The 17,734-nt window shown below is 33.4% G+C and carries 11 protein-coding genes; 6 read left to right on the plus strand and 5 right to left on the minus strand.

What is annotated here, in order from left to right; all coding sequences use genetic code 11:
• Positions 1 to 623: 623 nt before the first annotated feature.
• Entirely contained in the window at positions 624 to 1,949 is a 1,326-nt protein-coding gene (locus C1X07_RS04910; protein WP_103068877.1) for a hypothetical protein, read from the plus strand.
• Between the two features lie 80 nt (positions 1,950 to 2,029).
• On the opposite strand, the gene C1X07_RS25360 is transcribed toward C1X07_RS04910, so the two are convergent.
• Entirely contained in the window at positions 2,030 to 2,161 is a 132-nt protein-coding gene (locus C1X07_RS25360) for a hypothetical protein (protein WP_262494901.1), read from the minus strand.
• 314 nt (positions 2,162 to 2,475) lie between these two features.
• Entirely contained in the window at positions 2,476 to 2,616 is a 141-nt protein-coding gene (locus C1X07_RS24935; RefSeq protein ID WP_164914094.1) for a hypothetical protein, read from the minus strand.
• 336 nt (positions 2,617 to 2,952) lie between these two features.
• On the opposite strand from C1X07_RS24935, the gene C1X07_RS04915 reads away from it, so the two are divergent.
• The 5 genes from C1X07_RS04915 to C1X07_RS04935 all read left to right on the plus strand — a co-directional run bounded on the left by C1X07_RS04915 (position 2,953) and on the right by C1X07_RS04935 (position 11,847).
• Complete coding sequence (locus C1X07_RS04915; protein WP_103068878.1) at positions 2,953 to 4,464, plus strand: carboxypeptidase-like regulatory domain-containing protein; 1,512 nt, start codon at positions 2,953 to 2,955, stop codon at positions 4,462 to 4,464.
• Positions 4,465 to 4,792: 328 nt separating this feature from the next.
• Complete coding sequence (locus tag C1X07_RS04920; protein ID WP_103068879.1) at positions 4,793 to 5,398, plus strand: RNA polymerase sigma factor; 606 nt, start codon at positions 4,793 to 4,795, stop codon at positions 5,396 to 5,398.
• 168 nt (positions 5,399 to 5,566) lie between these two features.
• Complete coding sequence (locus tag C1X07_RS04925; RefSeq protein ID WP_103068880.1) at positions 5,567 to 6,745, plus strand: FecR family protein; 1,179 nt, start codon at positions 5,567 to 5,569, stop codon at positions 6,743 to 6,745.
• Between the two features lie 184 nt (positions 6,746 to 6,929).
• Positions 6,930 to 10,394, plus strand: coding sequence for a SusC/RagA family TonB-linked outer membrane protein (locus tag C1X07_RS04930; protein WP_103068881.1), 3,465 nt, complete (start codon positions 6,930 to 6,932; stop codon positions 10,392 to 10,394).
• Between the two features lie 16 nt (positions 10,395 to 10,410).
• A complete protein-coding gene (locus tag C1X07_RS04935; RefSeq protein WP_103068882.1) occupies positions 10,411 to 11,847 on the plus strand; it encodes a RagB/SusD family nutrient uptake outer membrane protein in 1,437 nt (478 codons plus the stop codon).
• Between the two features lie 294 nt (positions 11,848 to 12,141).
• On the opposite strand, the gene C1X07_RS04940 is transcribed toward C1X07_RS04935, so the two are convergent.
• From C1X07_RS04940 to C1X07_RS04950, 3 genes are all read right to left on the minus strand, one after another.
• A complete protein-coding gene (locus C1X07_RS04940) occupies positions 12,142 to 12,804 on the minus strand; it encodes an ABC transporter ATP-binding protein (RefSeq protein WP_103068883.1) in 663 nt (220 codons plus the stop codon).
• 78 nt (positions 12,805 to 12,882) lie between these two features.
• Complete coding sequence (locus C1X07_RS04945; protein ID WP_103069591.1) at positions 12,883 to 15,294, minus strand: ABC transporter permease; 2,412 nt, start codon at positions 15,292 to 15,294, stop codon at positions 12,883 to 12,885.
• Between the two features lie 10 nt (positions 15,295 to 15,304).
• Positions 15,305 to 17,713: an ABC transporter permease gene (locus tag C1X07_RS04950; RefSeq protein WP_103068884.1), complete on the minus strand. Its 2,409-nt coding sequence runs from the start codon at positions 17,711 to 17,713 to the stop codon at positions 15,305 to 15,307.
• Positions 17,714 to 17,734 lie beyond the last annotated feature (21 nt).

Raw genomic sequence — 17,734 nt, forward strand, 5'->3', positions numbered from 1 at the left:
GAGCGATACTATTACAAATAACCTAAAAATAAACCAAATAGCATATCGCTTTACTGTAGATATTTACTTACACAATACTGTCAGTAACGGATGACTACACTAACAAATATAAATCTGAAAAAACCGACATAAACCCTAGTAAAATAAAGCTATAAGGGAAGTTTCTATTTCAGTACAGCAATATCTTTTTTAATACCCATTCCAGATTTTTGCTTCAAAAAAAATGGGGATTTTACCCCGTTTTTATATGATTTCTAATCTAATTCCCGGATAAAAATCCGGTATCAAGAGTCAGAAGTTGTCTGTTGTCCCCAGTATAAGCTACCCTCCTACTGTTTTCATTGGGCTCTATAGTAGCAACCTTAACTATAATAATCTTTGCCACGCAAAACTTATTGCAGTGCAATATAATTTGTTTTTGCTCTTTGATTATCTTCTTAACATCTGCCACCTAGCTTTTTTATCAAATATGAGAGCAAAAGTTCTTTTTCCTTTATGATTTTTAAGAGTATTTTTAGCTTACAACCTCATTATCTTAGCATTAAACAAAGGTTTTTACTCATTTCTGTTGTATATTTAACCCTCCATTTAAATTATGATATAAACCATATTAAAGTTATCGTGTGAAAAAACAACTACTATGCATATGTAGCTTTATACTTCTGGCTTCTTTTATTGGATTTGGTCAAACTGGTCCTGGAGGAGTCGGTACTACTGATGGTTCTTCTTCATTAAGAGTTTGGTTAAAGTCAGATGATATTGATGCAGATGGAGACATTACTGATAATCCAACTAATGGAACTCCCGTTTCTACATGGTCTGATTATAGTGGAAACGCCAATAACTATACACAGACAGGAGGTAACCGACCCACTTATAATACCACTGGAACTTTTGATGCCGTTAATTTTAATTCTGCTTTGGCTGCTCCACAATTTATGAATGGTTCAATTGCAGGATCCTATACTAATGCAAGTGCATACTTTGTATTAAACCCTGTAAACACCGGTAATTCACACTCTTTGTTTGACAATACCACTGCTTCAATGAGAGTAGAGCAATGGCTTAATACCAGCAGAGTTGGTTTTACCCGATATGGGGTAGCCGATTATTCCACCACAATTGCCTCTCCATTTGGTACAAACGCTATACTATCGTATCATAAAGCAGCGGGGTCTGCAAATCTTAATGTAAGAGTAAATGGAGCTACTCAAACTTTAAATATAGGCTCTACCACTGCTGGTATTCCCTATGACAGAATAGGTAGAAACTCGACCGGAGCAGATGAGGCCAGTGGAGATTTTCTAGAAATACTGCTTTACAACAACCGCCTTAACAGTGCCCAAACCATTATCGTAGACAATTACCTAAGTGCCAAATACGGAAGTATTGCCATCCCAACTAATGTCTATAATGAGGATGATGTAGCCGCAGGAAACTACGATCATGATGTAGCGGGAATAGGAAGGATTGATGCCAGTAACCTACATAATGACGCCCAGGGAACAGGTATTGTAAGAATGCTGAATCCTTCTGGATTGGGTAATAATGAATTTTTGATGTGGGGGCATGATAACGGAGACCTTCTTATGAGCAATACTACAGACATCCCATCACGCATAGATTCAAGACTAGATCGGGTATGGAGAGTGAGTGAGGTAAGCACCACTGGGGCGGCAGTAGATGTGGGTAGTGTTGATATTCGATTTGATATCACTGCATTGACTGGTGTGGTTGCGGCACCTTTTTTAAGACTATTGGTGGATACTGATAATGACGGTTCTTTTAGTGATGAGACTCCAATCTCATGGCCCACACTTGTTAGTGGTAATATTTATAGTTTTACAGGAGTAACGGCGCTTACTAACAATGTGAGATTTACCCTGGCAACTGGTAAACAAACCGTAATTACTAATAGAAAAATCACGTATCGCGTTAAAGGGAATTAGTAAGTATTACCGTCGTAAAAATTCATTTTACAACATATATCATTACAAGCTTTAATCAAACACAAACTACTCTAAGCATGCTAAACTGCCTGATATTGATATCCCAATGTAAAGAAAAATGAACCAAGTACAACTGCAATAAATGGCAACCATAAAATTGTGGTAGTGGTGACCGGGCTTATCTCTTTTGTTATATCTTTTATAAATCCCATCTCATATCTTTGTTTTACTGATTTTACATTGCCATGAGCCTCCCTAACGCCTCCCCTTTTTCAAATAAAAAAATAGTAATGATAAGAAGTACTATACCACTAATGACATAAGCCCAAATAAGTTTATTCTTTTTATTCATTCTCTTCTAGTTTAATTTTAGTTTATAAAAATCATTAATGTATCATATGATAAAAGTCTTTTCCTAACTCATATCCCAAATAAAAAAAGGGCACAGTAATAATACAAGACCAAATAACAATATTGGCTGTTTTTTCTGATGTATTCATACTTGTTTATATCTAATTAGTACCTATTACATTCTTGCATAGACACGACCAAGTTCCCAGCCAACATACATAAGTCCCATTGCTATTGCGATTACATATAAAGCTATATCAACATCTTTAATTTTATTAATTTTTGCTGCCAATTTGTTTAGTATTATGTTTTTCATGTGATACATTTTAGTTATTTAGTGTAAAAATAGATTATGCCAGTTTCATTTTTCGGAATTGAAGAAAAACTGTCAAAAAAAATCTATTCTCAACCAAATCTTTTATTCTTATTCACTTAGTAAGGACATGAAATGTTCAACATACAAAAAATCACCCTTTCCTTCTATTAGATACTCAAAAAACACACCCTTTTATGTAACAATTTTGGGTGTATACAGTCTTCTTTTTATCCGGATGATATTAATTAAATTCAAAATTATAAATAGTATCAGGCAACCTTAAGGCATAAAATACTGTCTATAGGTATAGAATGTTTACCATCAAAACTTCCAATTATGAAATCTACACATACTGTCTTGGCATTGCTTATATTTTTATCCTTAGGTTCGGTGATCTCTGCCCAAACGATTTCTTCTAGGGTAGTTGATAAAAAAACTAATCAACCTATCCCCTATGCTACAATTCTGTTTGCAGAGAATCAAGGGGTAATTACAAATGAAGAAGGAATATTTAATTTACATCTGGATGGTTCTCTCGCAGAAATCGATTCAATTTATATCTCTTCTATGGGATATGAAAAAATAGGAATTGCAGTCTCAAAAGCTACAGATAGTATTATCTATATCGAACCCAAAGCAATAGAACTAAAAGGAGTCTTTGTTTCGAACAAAAACCTTACAATAGATCAGATTATAGAGAACGTAAAAGATCGCGTTACCCAAAACTATAACCTCGAGTTATCGCAAAAAAGATTATTTTTCAGGGAATCAGAATACAACACCATCAAAAAATTCGGCATCGATTTTAAAAAATCGACTATCAAAGAACTTAATAAAAAATTACTAGATAGTGTTGTATCTATTATCCCAAGAAAAGCTGAGTATTATACAGAAATCTTATGTGATTTTTATGGAGATTTTGAAAAAAGAAAACTCAATATCATTAAAGCTGCAGAACTGTATGATAAAAACAATATTGGTTCTATGGATGCTTTATCCAAAAAAATGGAAAAAATATTTAAAGACAATGTAAAACCAGATTCTTATCTCAAGATCAAATCAGGTTTGTTTGGGACCAAAGTACAGGTAGATTCTATACTAGAAAGCAATGATGACGCCACTGTGGTTAAGGATGAGATTGATAATCAAAAAAAGAAAGATGATAAGAACCAGTTCTTAAAACATCGTAAATCTGAATTAAAAAGTATATTATCCAGTCTTTTTTTTAATGAAGATGTAAAATCTAATTTCCTGAACAAATCAGGGCGTTATAATTTTAAACTGGTAGATTATACATATATCAACGATAATAGTGTATACATCATTGATTTCGAACCTAAAAGAAAAGAAGATTTTAAAGGCACTTTATACGTAAATACCGAAGATTTTGCCATCGTAAGAGCGGATTATCAAAACGTAAAACTTCTAAGAAACTTTAAACTTTTAGGAATCAAGTATCAAGATAATATGTACCGCAACAAGGTGATATTTACCAAAGGACCAAATGGTAAATACAACTTAAAATATCTTGAAATGCGTAGAGGCAACCTTTTTGGGTTTGATCGCCCAATTAAAGTAATTGAGAAAAATAAATTTGTAAAAGGCAGACGCAAGCAAAACGAACTATCTCTGGGTCTGGATGTAGTAATGACCAACATCAACAAGTATGAAATTGTAGTATTTGACACCAAACAATTAACAGAAGGAGGTTATAAAAGCAGTAAAGAAAATAAAGGAATTAAGCCTCAATATTTATCTCGATATAACCCTGATTTCTGGAAAGGGTACAATATTATAGAACCAAATTCTGCTATAAAACAGTTTACTGCTGCTCCTGAAGTCGAGTAGCTATTAAAAAAATAAAAAAAACCTTTTCTGAATATTTATTCAGTTAGATAAATTTAATCATAATGGTAATCCTGTTTAGTAAAAATAATATTTGATAAAATCTCAAAATTTAGTCGCGAAGGGCAAATAAACAGGCACTTTTACTTTCAGGTTTTCAAAAGAAGGTGGTGAAGACAAATGTTAAATATGTTAATATTTTGCAATTGTTAAAAATAAAAAAAATGCCACTAAAAATTAACGAATTATAATTTCACGTACAAAACATTAACAATAGTTTAATATTTTTACTAAGTTTGTTCTAATAAAAAGAAACTAAAATTTCTTTTCGATGGCAAAGCCGAATAAAAATATAGTAAATAAAGCACTAGTCAAAGCTTTGAAAAAAGGAAAGGTAGATGCTTTTGAGACCATTTTTCGTCTTTACGAAAGAAGATTATATCACTTTGTTTTTGCGTATACAAAATCAAAATATATCTCTGAGGAAATTATTCAGTATATTTTTATTAAAATTTGGGAAGATCGAGAACAGATAGATCCCAAAAAATCCTTCCACTCTTATCTTTTTGTTTTAGCAAAAAACAGAACTTTTAATTATTTAAGAGATGCCAAGAACAGAGAGTCTATAAAAACTGAGCTGTGGAACAGTAGATCAAAAAGCTATGAGCAAATTGATAGTGATATCAACTATTCAGATTATGGAGCAATAGTCAAGGATATTGTACAATCATTTCCTAAGACCGAACAATCTGTATACCGCCTTTCTATCGAAGAAGGCAAAAGTCATATAGAAATTGCCTCCATATTAGGCATCACGGTAAAAACTGTTAGAAATCATTTATGGAAGATAAAATCTTCTATAAGATCTCAGTTATTACCATATCTATACAATATTACTATATTTTTGTATTATTACTCTTATCCATTTATAAAATAAGTAAACACTTCTTTTTCAACAACTTACACCTGTATTTTTAATAAAAATTGAGCTTTACTTAGCAATATTTTAAAAAAAATAGATGTTTTTGAAGGACATTTAGGTTTTTCATGTGTATTACTTATATACCCCTAGATTTAAATTAAATATTAATTAATCAAATACTAAATGGGCAAACGCCAACATGTAAAAAATTTGTTACAACGGTTTACAGACAATACGATTAGTAAATCAGAATTTGAAGAGCTTTCTAATTTAATAGAACAATCTCATTTTGATGATGAAATCGAAGACTCTATGATCCAACAATGGGAAAAAATCAATTTAGAATTTTCTTCTAATGACACTATCAATTTATCTGGGAATGATGAGTTATTCGAAAGTATTCTAGAAAAAATAGAAAATTCAAAACAGGTTAAGAAACCTCGGTTAATACGGAATACACAAAAATGGTATCGGCTTGCAGCGATATTCATACTATTATTAGGTTTAGGGTATTTTTATTTTAACCCCATAAATCCTAATCCAGAATCATTACTCAAGGTTCCTACTGAAAAAATTACTCTAATTATGGGCAATGGTGATATAAAAGTAATTTCTGAAAAAGAGAATATTCTAATAGCAAACCACGATGGTTTGGTAATTGGCACACAAACCGGTAATACTATTGCATATAAAAAAGATACTCCTGATAAAACACTCACATACAACACCTTATCTGTCCCTTATGGAAAACAATTTCTAGTTGTATTATCGGATGGTACAAGGGTGCATCTTAACTCGGGTACCACATTAAAATATCCTACAAAGTTTATAACAGGTATAAACAGAGAAGTCTTTTTAGAAGGTGAAGCCTTTTTTGATGTTACCAAAAATACCTCCCATCCATTTCTTGTAAACTCTGAAAACCTTAAAATAAAGGTATTAGGAACAAAATTCAATGTTACGTCCTATCCTGAAAATAAGCAGATAAATACTGTATTGGTTGAAGGTTCTGTTGAAATATTTGAAAAAGACAACTCTAAACGAGTTCTTTTAAAACCCAATCAAAAAGCTTCCTTGCACAAAAAGACTAAAAAGTTAGATGTTGTCAAAGTTGGTGTCGAAGAGTATGTTGCGTGGAGGGAAGGAAAATTGATATTAAATGAAGTTCTTTTTGAAGATATCCTAAAGAAATTAGAACGTAAATATAATGTAGAATTCACCAATAATAATACTACTCTAAAAGGTAGGTATTTTACGGCTAAATTTGATAAAGAAAATATCAACGAAGTTGTACAAAGTTTAAGTATGTCCGCTTCGTTTAGTTATAGTATTAATGGTAATCAAATAATTATTAACCCCTAACCCCTAACTTATGTAATGGCTATTTTAATTCTCTTAACTAGAGGATAACGCAAACTCAATTTTTCAAAGCTCCTTTTCTAATAGGTTAAAGGAGCAAAAAAAATCGGAAAATGTTCCCGCATTTTCCGATTTCAACAAATGATTTAAAACTGAATAACTAAATAATTTAAATCTTCCCGAAAGTATGAAAAAAAACACTTCTGGCAAGGGGTTAGTCTCCTATTTTCCAAAAACAAGTTTAAAACTAAAGCTTACGTACTTTTTTCTTATAGTATCTTTCTTTCAATCTCATGCAAATTCGTATACGCAGAATACCATAATTACATTGGATATGAAAGAAGTAACTATCAAATCTGTACTTAATGAAATAGAGCGCAAAACGGATTACAAATTTCTGTATGAAAAAGATATTTTTAAAACTGATGAAGTTGTAGATATATCCGTAAAAAAAGAAAGACTTTCTACTGTACTTAATATACTACTTAGAAAATTTGATGTATCCATTGAATATTTAGATAAACAAATCATCATTAGCAAAACACGTTATGATAATATAGTTACTAGAAACAAACCTGTAGTAAAAAATGAACCTCAACAACAAATTACCGGGCAGGTGACCTATGAAGATGGATATCCATTGCCTGGTGCAAGTGTATCTATTAAAGGTACTACTATCGGCACGGTAACTAATTTTGATGGCGAATATACTATAGAAGCTAAAGAAGGGCAAACCCTTGTCTTTAACTATTTAGGTATGAAAACTGAAGAAAAAAGAGTCTATAGTTCTACAGGTAGGATAGATGTAGTACTGTTTACTGACGATAGTATTCTTGAGGAGATTGTTGTTGTCGCTTATGGTGTACAATCAAAAAAGTCACTGGTAGGATCTGTTAGTTCTATTACTTCAGAAACTATCTCTAATCAACAAGTAACCTCGCCAGTAAGAGCAATCCAGGGAGCCGTACCAGGAGTTAATATACTCACTTCAGGAGGGCAACCCGGTAACAATCCAGATATACGAATTAGAGGTTTTGGTAGTATCAATGCTGCACAAGCTCCTTTGATAGTAGTTGATGGAGCTGCATTTAATGGTAATTTAAACACAATTAGCCAAGATCAAATTGAATCAATCTCTGTGTTAAAAGATGCCTCTTCAACCTCATTATATGGATCAAGAGGAGCAAATGGTGTGATTCTAATTACCACCAAAAAAGGTAGAAAAGAAACTGCACCATCAATAACGTTTAGATCACAGATAGGTTTTTCTAATCCAGCTGTAGGAATTCATGACTTATTAGGTACCGAAGATTATATGAAACTCACCTGGGAAGCACTAAAAAACACAAACCAGTATGTTAATGCACAAACTCCTTCTATAGCAGCTCAAAATGCATCTGCCCAATTAGTGGATCATCTGGGATATAATCCCTATAGCGTCTCTAACCCCATTGATTCTGATGGTAATTTGGTTTCTGGCGCCAATCTATTATGGGAGACAGATTGGGAAAAAGAAGTGATTAGAAGAGATGTCCTTAGGACGAATCATAACCTTAACCTTTCTGGTGGTAGTAAGAAATCTACATACTTTATGTCAGTAGATTACTTAAACGAAGAAGGTTCTGTGATCTCTTCTGATTTTGAAAGAATATCGGCTCGATTAAACCTGGAATCTCAGGTTACGGATTGGTTAAATGTAGGGCTTAATACCAGTTTTTCTCGTTCTAATTCAGGAAATCCTGATCAGACCAGTAATAGTGTCGTGCAAGCCATTTCATGGATCTATGGTGTTTCTGGAATTTATCCTGTTTATGCTAGGGATGCTGAGGGAAATTTTCATAGAGATACAACAGGTAATTTAGTTTACGATCTTGGTAGTGGCTATGTTACAGGGCAACCCGTTAATAGTGTTCGAAGTGCAAGAGGAGGTGAAAATATTCTTTCATATATTCTTTTGGGTAAAGAACAAAGAAAAAGAACAAACTATCTTGGAAACGCCTTTGCCGAAATTAAAATTGTAGATGGATTAAAGTTTAAAACCCAGTTTAGTTATGAGAATTATCTTTTTGATTCTTTTAGTTTTACTGATGACCTATTTGGTTTTGCTTCTAATGTTGGCGGTAGAGTCAGCCAATCAAGAAATATTACCTCTACAGTAAATGCTGTACAAAGTTTAAACTATAAAAAAACTTTTGGCAATCATCATATTTCAGTAGATGCAATTACCGAAGCCTATACTTATGAACTCGATTGGTTATCAGCATCCGGAACCGGGTTTTTACCCGATATAACGAATCTTGATGGTAGTACCACTCCAGAAAGTGTATCAGGGAATACTGAGACAGAAAGATTAAATAGTTATATGGGAAGGGTTGCTTATAACTTTGATCAAAAATATTTTACCGAATTTTCTGCCAGAAGTGATGGCTCTACAAGGTTTTTAGACGAAAGATGGGGTAATTTCTTTTCTGCTGGTGCCAGTTGGATTGTATCTAATGAGAACTTTCTGTCTGATAGTAACACCATATCACTCCTTAAATTTAGAGGATCCTATGGTGAATTAGGTAACAATAGAGGAATTGGATTATTCCCATATCAATCTACCTATATTGCCGGATGGAATAACGAAGGAAACAATGGTGTTTTATTAGATGGTGTTGCCGATCCATTTATAAGCTGGGAAAAAACAGCTTCTTCCAACCTAGGAGTAGATTTTGAGCTATTCAATGGTAAAATTTCGGGTATCGTAGATTATTATAGTAAAGAGTCTGTAGATCTAATTTATAATAAGCCCATAACACCTTCAGCGGGAGTTGAAAACGTTACTACTAATGTTGGCGCTATCAAAAACTCCGGATGGGAAATAACCTTAAACTCTACTAATGTTAATACAGACAATGTTACCTGGACGACAGGAATTAACTTTTCTTTAAACAAAAATGAAATTACCGAACTAACTCAAGATGAATTCATTAGTGGTACAAAACTATGGAAAGAAGGTAATTCTTTATTTGATTTTTATATTCCAGAATGGGCAGGAGTAGATCCTGATGATGGATTTGGAATGTGGTATATGGATGTATTAGATGATGATGGTAATGTGATAGACAAAGTAACTACCAAGGATTATGAAGAAGCTACACGATATAATAATGGTTCTGCATTACCAGATGTAACAGGTGGTTTCACTTCTTTTTTAAGAATTAAACAATTTGACTTAAATATCTTAACCAATTTTAGTTTTGGAGGAAAATTGCTGGATACAGATTATGCAAGTATTATGATGGGATCATTTAACAGTCCTGGAGCATCTGCTCATCCAGACAACTTAAACAGATGGCAAAAACCGGGAGATATAACTGATACCCCACTATTATTAGCGAGTAACAACTCTCATAGTTACCAGTCTACCCGGTTTTTATTTAAAAACGATTTTGCAAGATTAAAAAGTTTGACTCTTGGGTATAATTTCCATCAAGCTGTATTAGAAAGAATGGGATGTAACAGGTTAAGACTTTTTCTACAAGCTGATAATGTATTTACATGGCAATCTCATAAAGGGATTGATCCAGAACAGAGTTTTGATGGTACAACAAGTAATCGATCTCCTCTTTCAAAGACCATTACAGGTGGCTTAATAGTTGAATTTTAATCTAATCAAGAGAAAAATGAAAAAATCAAAAATTAATAATATAAAAGTTAAACTAACATTTGTTTTTCTGATTTCCTTATGTACAATAAGTTGTTCCGAGGATTTTTTAGAGGAACCAACAAATACACGCGGTTTATCATCTGATGTCGTTTTTTCTAATAGGACTATTGCAGAATCATATGTTTCAGGAATATTAAGAAATTTCAGAGCTATTTACGAAAATCTGGATACAGCAGGATTACATTCTATATACTTTGCCAGAACAATCAAAGGGAATGATCTAATTCAGTCCCCAAGTTGGTATATGTTTGATTATACTCATGAGAATAGAGACCCTAATTTTAGAAGAACAATTTTTACCTGGGATTATCTATATGAAAATATCAACTATGCCAATGTGCTCATTTTTGAAATTACCCATAGTGATCTGGATGAAAATACAAAAAAAGAGTTTATTGCCGTTGGTAAAACTTTGAGAGCATTTCATTATTTTCAATTAGCCTTAGAATTTGCCCCTAACTATAAAAATAATGTGAATGTTGCCAAACTTCCGATATACACAACTCCAGCGACAGGAAAAACTGAGGGTAACCCACCAAGCACTCTAAAAGAGGTTTATGATTTAATTTTATCTGACCTTAAAGAGGCTATCGTAGATTTACCTGAAAGTAGGTTAGGAAAAAGTTACATTAATAATGCCGTTGCCAATGGTATTCTTGCCAGAGTGTTATTAGTAACCATGGATGATTGGACACTAGCATCTTCTTCTGCTAGAGCTGCTTATGGAGGAGATGCTGCTTCAGCAGTTCCTTCTTCAAATTACGGAATAGGGTTTTTGGATATGACCGATCCCGAATGGATTTGGGGAATGTACCAAGATGAAGTTGAAACTAACGGGTACTACTCTGCCCCTCACGGAATGACAGATCATACCTTAGGTTTTTATAAGGCTACCTATGTTAATGCCAATTTTGTTAATCAATTCTCAGATACAGATTCAAGAAAACTATTCGCCAATATTTATGGCTCTACCACACCATATAGAGAATATGTAACCTCCAAATTTTCATTCGTATTTGAAGCAGATGTTTCACTTATGAGAAAATCTGAAATGGTACTTATTGATGCCGAAGCTCAATATCATTTGGGTAACGAAAGTGCTGCTCATACTCTACTTTTTGCTTTACAGAGTGATCGAGATCCTAATGCTATTATGTCCACTAATACTGGGCAAGCATTATTAGATGAAATCTTATTAGAACGACGCAAAGAACTTTATGGCGAACTTGGTGTAGAATGGTTTGATGCCAAAAGATATCGTTTACCCATTGATAGAGACCCTAATCATAGAGTTGAAGTAGATGTTCCGGTAGACAGCGAATTATTCTACTTAAACATCCCACAAAAGGAAATAGATGCGAATCCTAATATCAACAATAACATAAACAATTAATTGTCTATTAATCAAAAGTAAACATGTAATTTTTTTTTTCTTAATAGTGTGTTTCCTTATTGACCCTCCTGTCACTATGGATAGTTTACTCTGACAACAAGAAACTTGAAATAGAAGACCTTTTATTATACCCCCTTAAAAGGGATTCATCGGCAGGGGGTCAATACTTTTAATGGTTGTGTATTAGCCAATCTTTTTAAAAGCCTTTACTACAGATGTAGATAAAGGCTTTTTTTTGAAATTTAATATTTATAGTGCTTTTTCAACCTCAATATTCCTACCAACTTTAAGGTTCTATACAATCTCTCCATCAAGCAAGTTAATCACTCTTGATCCATAGTTCATATTTTTCTCAGAATGTGTTACTTGAATGATAGTCACTCCCTCTTTATTCAATTGTGTAAAAATATCCATGATTTCTTCTCCTTGCTTAGAATTTAAGTTACCCGTCGGTTCATCTGCCAGAATCAATTTCGGACTGGCTATAAGAGCTCTGGCTACACCAACTAATTGTTGCTGCCCACCACTAAGCTGCGAAGGAAACAAATCTTTTTTCCCTACAATATTAAAACGATCCAACATATCTGCTACAAGAGCCTTGCGCTCAGAAGCGCCATATTTCTTATAAAGTAATGGCATCTCCAGGTTTTCTTTAACCGTTAATTCATCGATCAAATGATAGGCCTGAAATACAAATCCTATATATTGTTTATATAAATTCGCTCTATGCTTTTCTTTAAGAGAAAGTACCGATTCGTCCAAAAAAGTATACGATCCCTCATTGGCATTATCTAGCATACCAATAATGTTTAACAGAGTAGATTTTCCTGATCCCGAAGGTCCCATAATCGAAATAAAGTCACCTTCATTTACCCAAAAATTAATATCCTTTAACAGAAATACTTTTTGTCCTCCTGATTGTACCCATTTTGATATATTTTTTAATTGTAAAAGCATTTTTTGATTTTTTTAAGTTTTTTAACTCGCTATAACATTGTCATCTTTATCTTACCAAAGGATCAGTATTAAGCGATATTATTCTGTTCGTAAACTAGTTACAGGATTTGCTATTGCAGCTTTAATGACCTGAAAACCTACAGTAACAAAGGCAATAAACAATGCCACCAAAGCAGCCGACACAAACAGTTGCCATCCTACATCTACCTGATAGGCAAAATTCTGAAGCCATCGATTACCCGTGTAATAAGCCAACGGACTAGCAATAACCATAGCAATGAGTACTAGCTTTAAAAAATCTTTTAATTGCATGGTAGTAATACTCATGATAGATGCCCCCAATACTCTGCGGATACCTACTTCTTTTCTACGTTGTTCTGTAGTGAATAAAGCCAATCCAAATAAACCAATACAAGCTATAAATATGGCAATAAACATAAAGCAAAAGATAACATTAGAAGTTTGCTGTTCTCCCCTGTAGTGATTATCAAAATTCTGATCCAGAAAAGAATACTCAAACGGAGTATCCGGGTTAATATACTTCCATGTTTTCTCTATCTCTACCATTGTATTTTTACCCCCCCCTTCTCTTAATGTTGCAATAAAATAATTTGGCTGATTCTGACCAAGACTTCGCAACCCATATGGTGTAACCGGTTCGTGCAAGCTTTTAAAATTAAAGTCTTTAATCACTCCTATAATTTCTAGATCGTATTTCTCATTATTCCACTCATAATAAATCTTGCGACCAACAGCATTATCAGTTTTATATCCCAATTGCAAGACTGCCATTTCATTAAGAATAATAGACAATGAGTCTTTATTACTGTTTTTAGAAAATGTTCTTCCAGATAAGAGCTCATACTCCAACGTTTCAAGATAATCATCTTTGACCATGCCATAGCGGGTGTATACATTATCTTCAATTGTTTTTCCTTCACCATAAAACGAATTGTCACTGGTGACTTCAAGACCTGGATATGAGTCTCCTGCTGTAGCAGAAATTACATTTGGGTTTTTTAAGATTTCAGACTTAAACGCAATATAGTTTTCTGCAGCTGTAGAACTTCTATAGGGTATCAGTAATTGTTGTTCTTTTTTAAATCCCAAATCCTTATTTTTCAGATAATCCATTTGTTTCCAAATAACACCTGCTACCAATATAAGTGAGGCTGATATAGCAAACTGAAAAACAACCAATCCTTTACGAATAGTCTTGGCAGAAATAGAGTTTACCAAAGTTCCTTTTAAAACAGTAATAGGTTTAAATGATGACAAGTAAAATGCCGGATATAATCCCGATATAAGACCTGTTAATAATGCCAACCCAGCAATAAAGATTGTGATCCCTGGATGGTGAAAAAGAAGTAGATCTTTATTAGTTATTGCATTAAAAAGGGGTAACGATAAGATCACCAAAATCAGTGCAATTGCCAGCGCAATTAGACAGATGATCAACGACTCTCCCAAAAACTGAAAAACCAACACTTCCTTTTTTGCCCCCAATACTTTCCTCATTCCTACCTCTTTAGCTCTTTTTTGGGAACGTGCTGTAGATAGATTCATAAAATTAATACATGCAATCAATAGCAAAAAAGCCGCTATTGCGCTAAATATGTATATATAAGTCATACTACCATTAGCAGAAATCTCCCACATCATGTCTGATTTCAAGTAAATATCAGATAAGGGTTGCATAAAATAATGCCGCTCAAAACCAATTTCTCTAAGTTGATCTCCGATATGCCTATCCACAAATTCTGGAAGCTTATCTTCTACACTAGCAATGCTGGTTCCTTTTTTAAGTTTAATATAGCTATGGAAAAGATTATTACCCAGTAAGCCTTCTTGAGCATCTACCCATTCTCCTATATCAGTATTTTTCATAGAGAGCAATAAATTGGCAGCAATATGAGATTTGTATTTATTATCCCTAAACACTCCTGTTACTGTATATTTTGCTGTTCCATAAGGAATTTCAATATCAATAATTTCATTTAAAGGGTTCTTATCTCCAAACAGTTTATAAGCTACTTTTTCTGACAGCACCACTTTATTAGGACCGTTCAAAGCTGAAGCATCTCCGTATTTAAAATCATAAGTCAGTATTTTAAAAAAGGTAGAATCCACATAATACCCATTAGTCTCATAGAACTTGGTATTCTTTTGGTTGTTCTTAAGTAAATATTTATCAACATTAGGAAATTTTAAGAGTCTTGTTGTCATTGCTATTTCTGGAAACTCATTTTTAAGAGTCTCTGCCATTGGTGCCGAAGAAGTCGCTAGTTGTTCCCCTGCCGACTCCATTACAATTCTATAAACCCTATCTGCATCTTTATGATGGCTATCATAGCTCGTTTCGTCCATTATATATAGTGTTAGTAACAAACATGTCGCTAACCCAACAGATAAGCCAAAAATATTGATAAAAGAGAACGTTTTGTTTTTTAACAAGTTTCTCCAGGCTATTTTTATATAGTTTCTAATCATAACTTTTACTTTATTCTGTTCGTAAACTTTTGATCGGATTAGAGTTTGCAGCTCTAAAAGCATGAAAACTAATTGTCAAAACTGCAATTATTAAAGCAATAAGACCAGATACAACAAATACCCACCAATTTACTTCTACTTGATATGCATAGGCTTCAAGCCACCTATTCATAGCATACCACGAAAAAGGAGTGGCAATCACAATAGCAATTAAAACAAGTTTGATAAAATCTTTTGACAAAAGCCTTATAATACTAGAGACCTCTGCTCCTAATACTTTTCTGATTCCTATTTCTTTGGTTCTTTGAACTGCGCTATAAGTAGCTAATCCTAATAAGCCCAGACAGGCAATTAAAATAGCAAGGCAAGAAAATAGAGTAAAAAGCTTTTTAAATCTAATATCTGCCTCATATTGCCCATTAAAAGACTGATCCAAAAAACTATACAAAAAAGGTCGATGTGGCACTATAGACGACCAAATACGACTGATCTTATCAATGGTAGCTTGCAAATCTTTTGATTGAACCTTTAATGTAATATATCTGCTACTTAAGGGCTCTAATCGTAACGCCAAGGGTTCTACTTTTTGATGCAAGGATCGAAAATTAAAATCTTTTACCACTCCAATCACCTTTCCTTCTTTACCCCATTGAGAAAATCGTTTCCCTATAATATTTTTAGGACTGGCATAACCAAATAGTTTTACTGCTGCTTCATTGATCACCATAGACGAAGAAGTATCTGTAGGAAAATCTCTTGAATATGGTCTTCCGGCAACCATTTCTATATTAAAGTGGGGAATAAAATCTACATCTACCTCAAAAAGCGCTGGGGTCTTCATGTTCATACTACCATCTTGAGATTCAATTTCTGTACCTGCTCCAGGAAAATATCCTCCTGGAATACTACGCGAAGCTGAAATAGATTTTACATCTGTATGAGTTAAAAATGCATTTTTAATCACATCTAGATTTCCTAGAACCTGATCATCATAGTTAAAATCTAGAACCAACATTTTCTCCTGGTCAAACCCCAAATTCTTATTTAGCAAATACCCTAACTGAAAATAAACAATTGCAGTACTAGCTATAAGAGCGATAGATAAGCTAAACTGAAAAATCACCAGTCCTTTTCTTAAGTTTGCACCCTGTGGTGAAGTTCTAAAAACTCCTTTAAGTACACTAACAGGTCTAAAACCAGACAGGATCAATGCTGGGTAACTACCCGATAACAGCCCTGTAAACAGCATCGTTATACTATATAGTGGTAGAATTAATCCATTAAAAATGTCTGCTGAAACAAAGTTTTTCCCAGTAAATTCTTGCATCCAAGGAAGACAAAGCATCACTATAATTATTCCTATGATGGCTGATAGGGACACCATCACCATTGCCTCTCCCAAAAATTGGTAAATCAACCCTTTCTTTTCGGCTCCAATTACTTTCCTAATACCTACTTCTTTTGCTCTTTCTAACGACCGAGTAGTAGCTAAATTAGTAAAGTTAATACACGCAATAACAAGAATAAAGAATCCTATAATTGCAAAAATATAGATATTGGAAAGACTACCTGTGACACCTGGTTGTCTTCCAGACTCAGAATACAAATAAGCTTCGAGTAAGGGTTCAAAAGTGATATTATAATAATATTCTTCTCCTTCTTGATCTACGTTCTTTTCTAGAAAATCTGGTATTTTAGATTGAAAATGCCCAACATCAAAATTCTCAGGTGTTAAAACATAGGTATAAAAATCTACATAACCCCAAGAATCAAAAATTTGTGGTCTTGTCTGACGAAAGGAGCTCATGGACATTAACACATCAAAAGTAAAATGAGAATTCATGGGTATATCTTTTACAACTCCTGTAACAGTATATACCCCTTCTGCTGCTCTTCCTCCTGTTCTTCCACCATCAATTGTTTGTCCCATCGGATCTTCATCTCCAAAATACTTTTTAGCAGTACTTTCTGTAAGCACAATAGAATAAGGTGCTTCTAAAGCTGTTTTTGGATTTCCTGAAATTAATGACCAACTAAATACTTCAAAAACATTCTTATCTACAAAAAAGCAATTGTCTTCCTGAAAAACTTTATCCTTGTATTTTAACAAGATATCAGATCTACCAGAAAACTGAACGGTTTCTAATATTTCAGAAAAATCAGATTGTAATGCTGTACCTACTGGAGCGTTTCCCCAAACTTGGTTAACACCAGAATTCTGTGAATCGTAATGATGTATCACCCGATAAATTCTATTTCCTTTTTCGTGATATCTATCATATGAAAGTTCATCTCTTATAAACATTACAATCATTAGAAAACAAGCCATACCTATGGCCAACCCTCCAATATTGATAGCAGAATATCCTTTATTTTTTAATAGATTTCGCCAGGCTATTTTTATATAATTTTTTAACATAATTGTTCATTTCTTGATTGA

The organism is Aquimarina sediminis (genome assembly GCF_002895435.1).
Lineage (GTDB): Bacteria > Bacteroidota > Bacteroidia > Flavobacteriales > Flavobacteriaceae > Aquimarina > Aquimarina sediminis.

Coding starts and splice junctions, on each gene's coding strand:
- C1X07_RS25360 (WP_262494901.1), bottom strand. CDS start 2,161: ATGGGATTTATAAAAGATATAACAAAAGAGATAAGCCCGGTCACCACT.
- C1X07_RS24935 (WP_164914094.1), bottom strand. CDS start 2,616: ATGAAAAACATAATACTAAACAAATTGGCAGCAAAAATTAATAAAATT.
- C1X07_RS04915 (WP_103068878.1), top strand. CDS start 2,953: ATGAAATCTACACATACTGTCTTGGCATTGCTTATATTTTTATCCTTA.
- C1X07_RS04920 (WP_103068879.1), top strand. CDS start 4,793: ATGGCAAAGCCGAATAAAAATATAGTAAATAAAGCACTAGTCAAAGCT.
- C1X07_RS04925 (WP_103068880.1), top strand. CDS start 5,567: ATGGGCAAACGCCAACATGTAAAAAATTTGTTACAACGGTTTACAGAC.
- C1X07_RS04930 (WP_103068881.1), top strand. CDS start 6,930: ATGAAAAAAAACACTTCTGGCAAGGGGTTAGTCTCCTATTTTCCAAAA.
- C1X07_RS04935 (WP_103068882.1), top strand. CDS start 10,411: ATGAAAAAATCAAAAATTAATAATATAAAAGTTAAACTAACATTTGTT.
- C1X07_RS04940 (WP_103068883.1), bottom strand. CDS start 12,804: ATGCTTTTACAATTAAAAAATATATCAAAATGGGTACAATCAGGAGGA.
- C1X07_RS04945 (WP_103069591.1), bottom strand. CDS start 15,294: ATGATTAGAAACTATATAAAAATAGCCTGGAGAAACTTGTTAAAAAAC.
- C1X07_RS04950 (WP_103068884.1), bottom strand. CDS start 17,713: ATGTTAAAAAATTATATAAAAATAGCCTGGCGAAATCTATTAAAAAAT.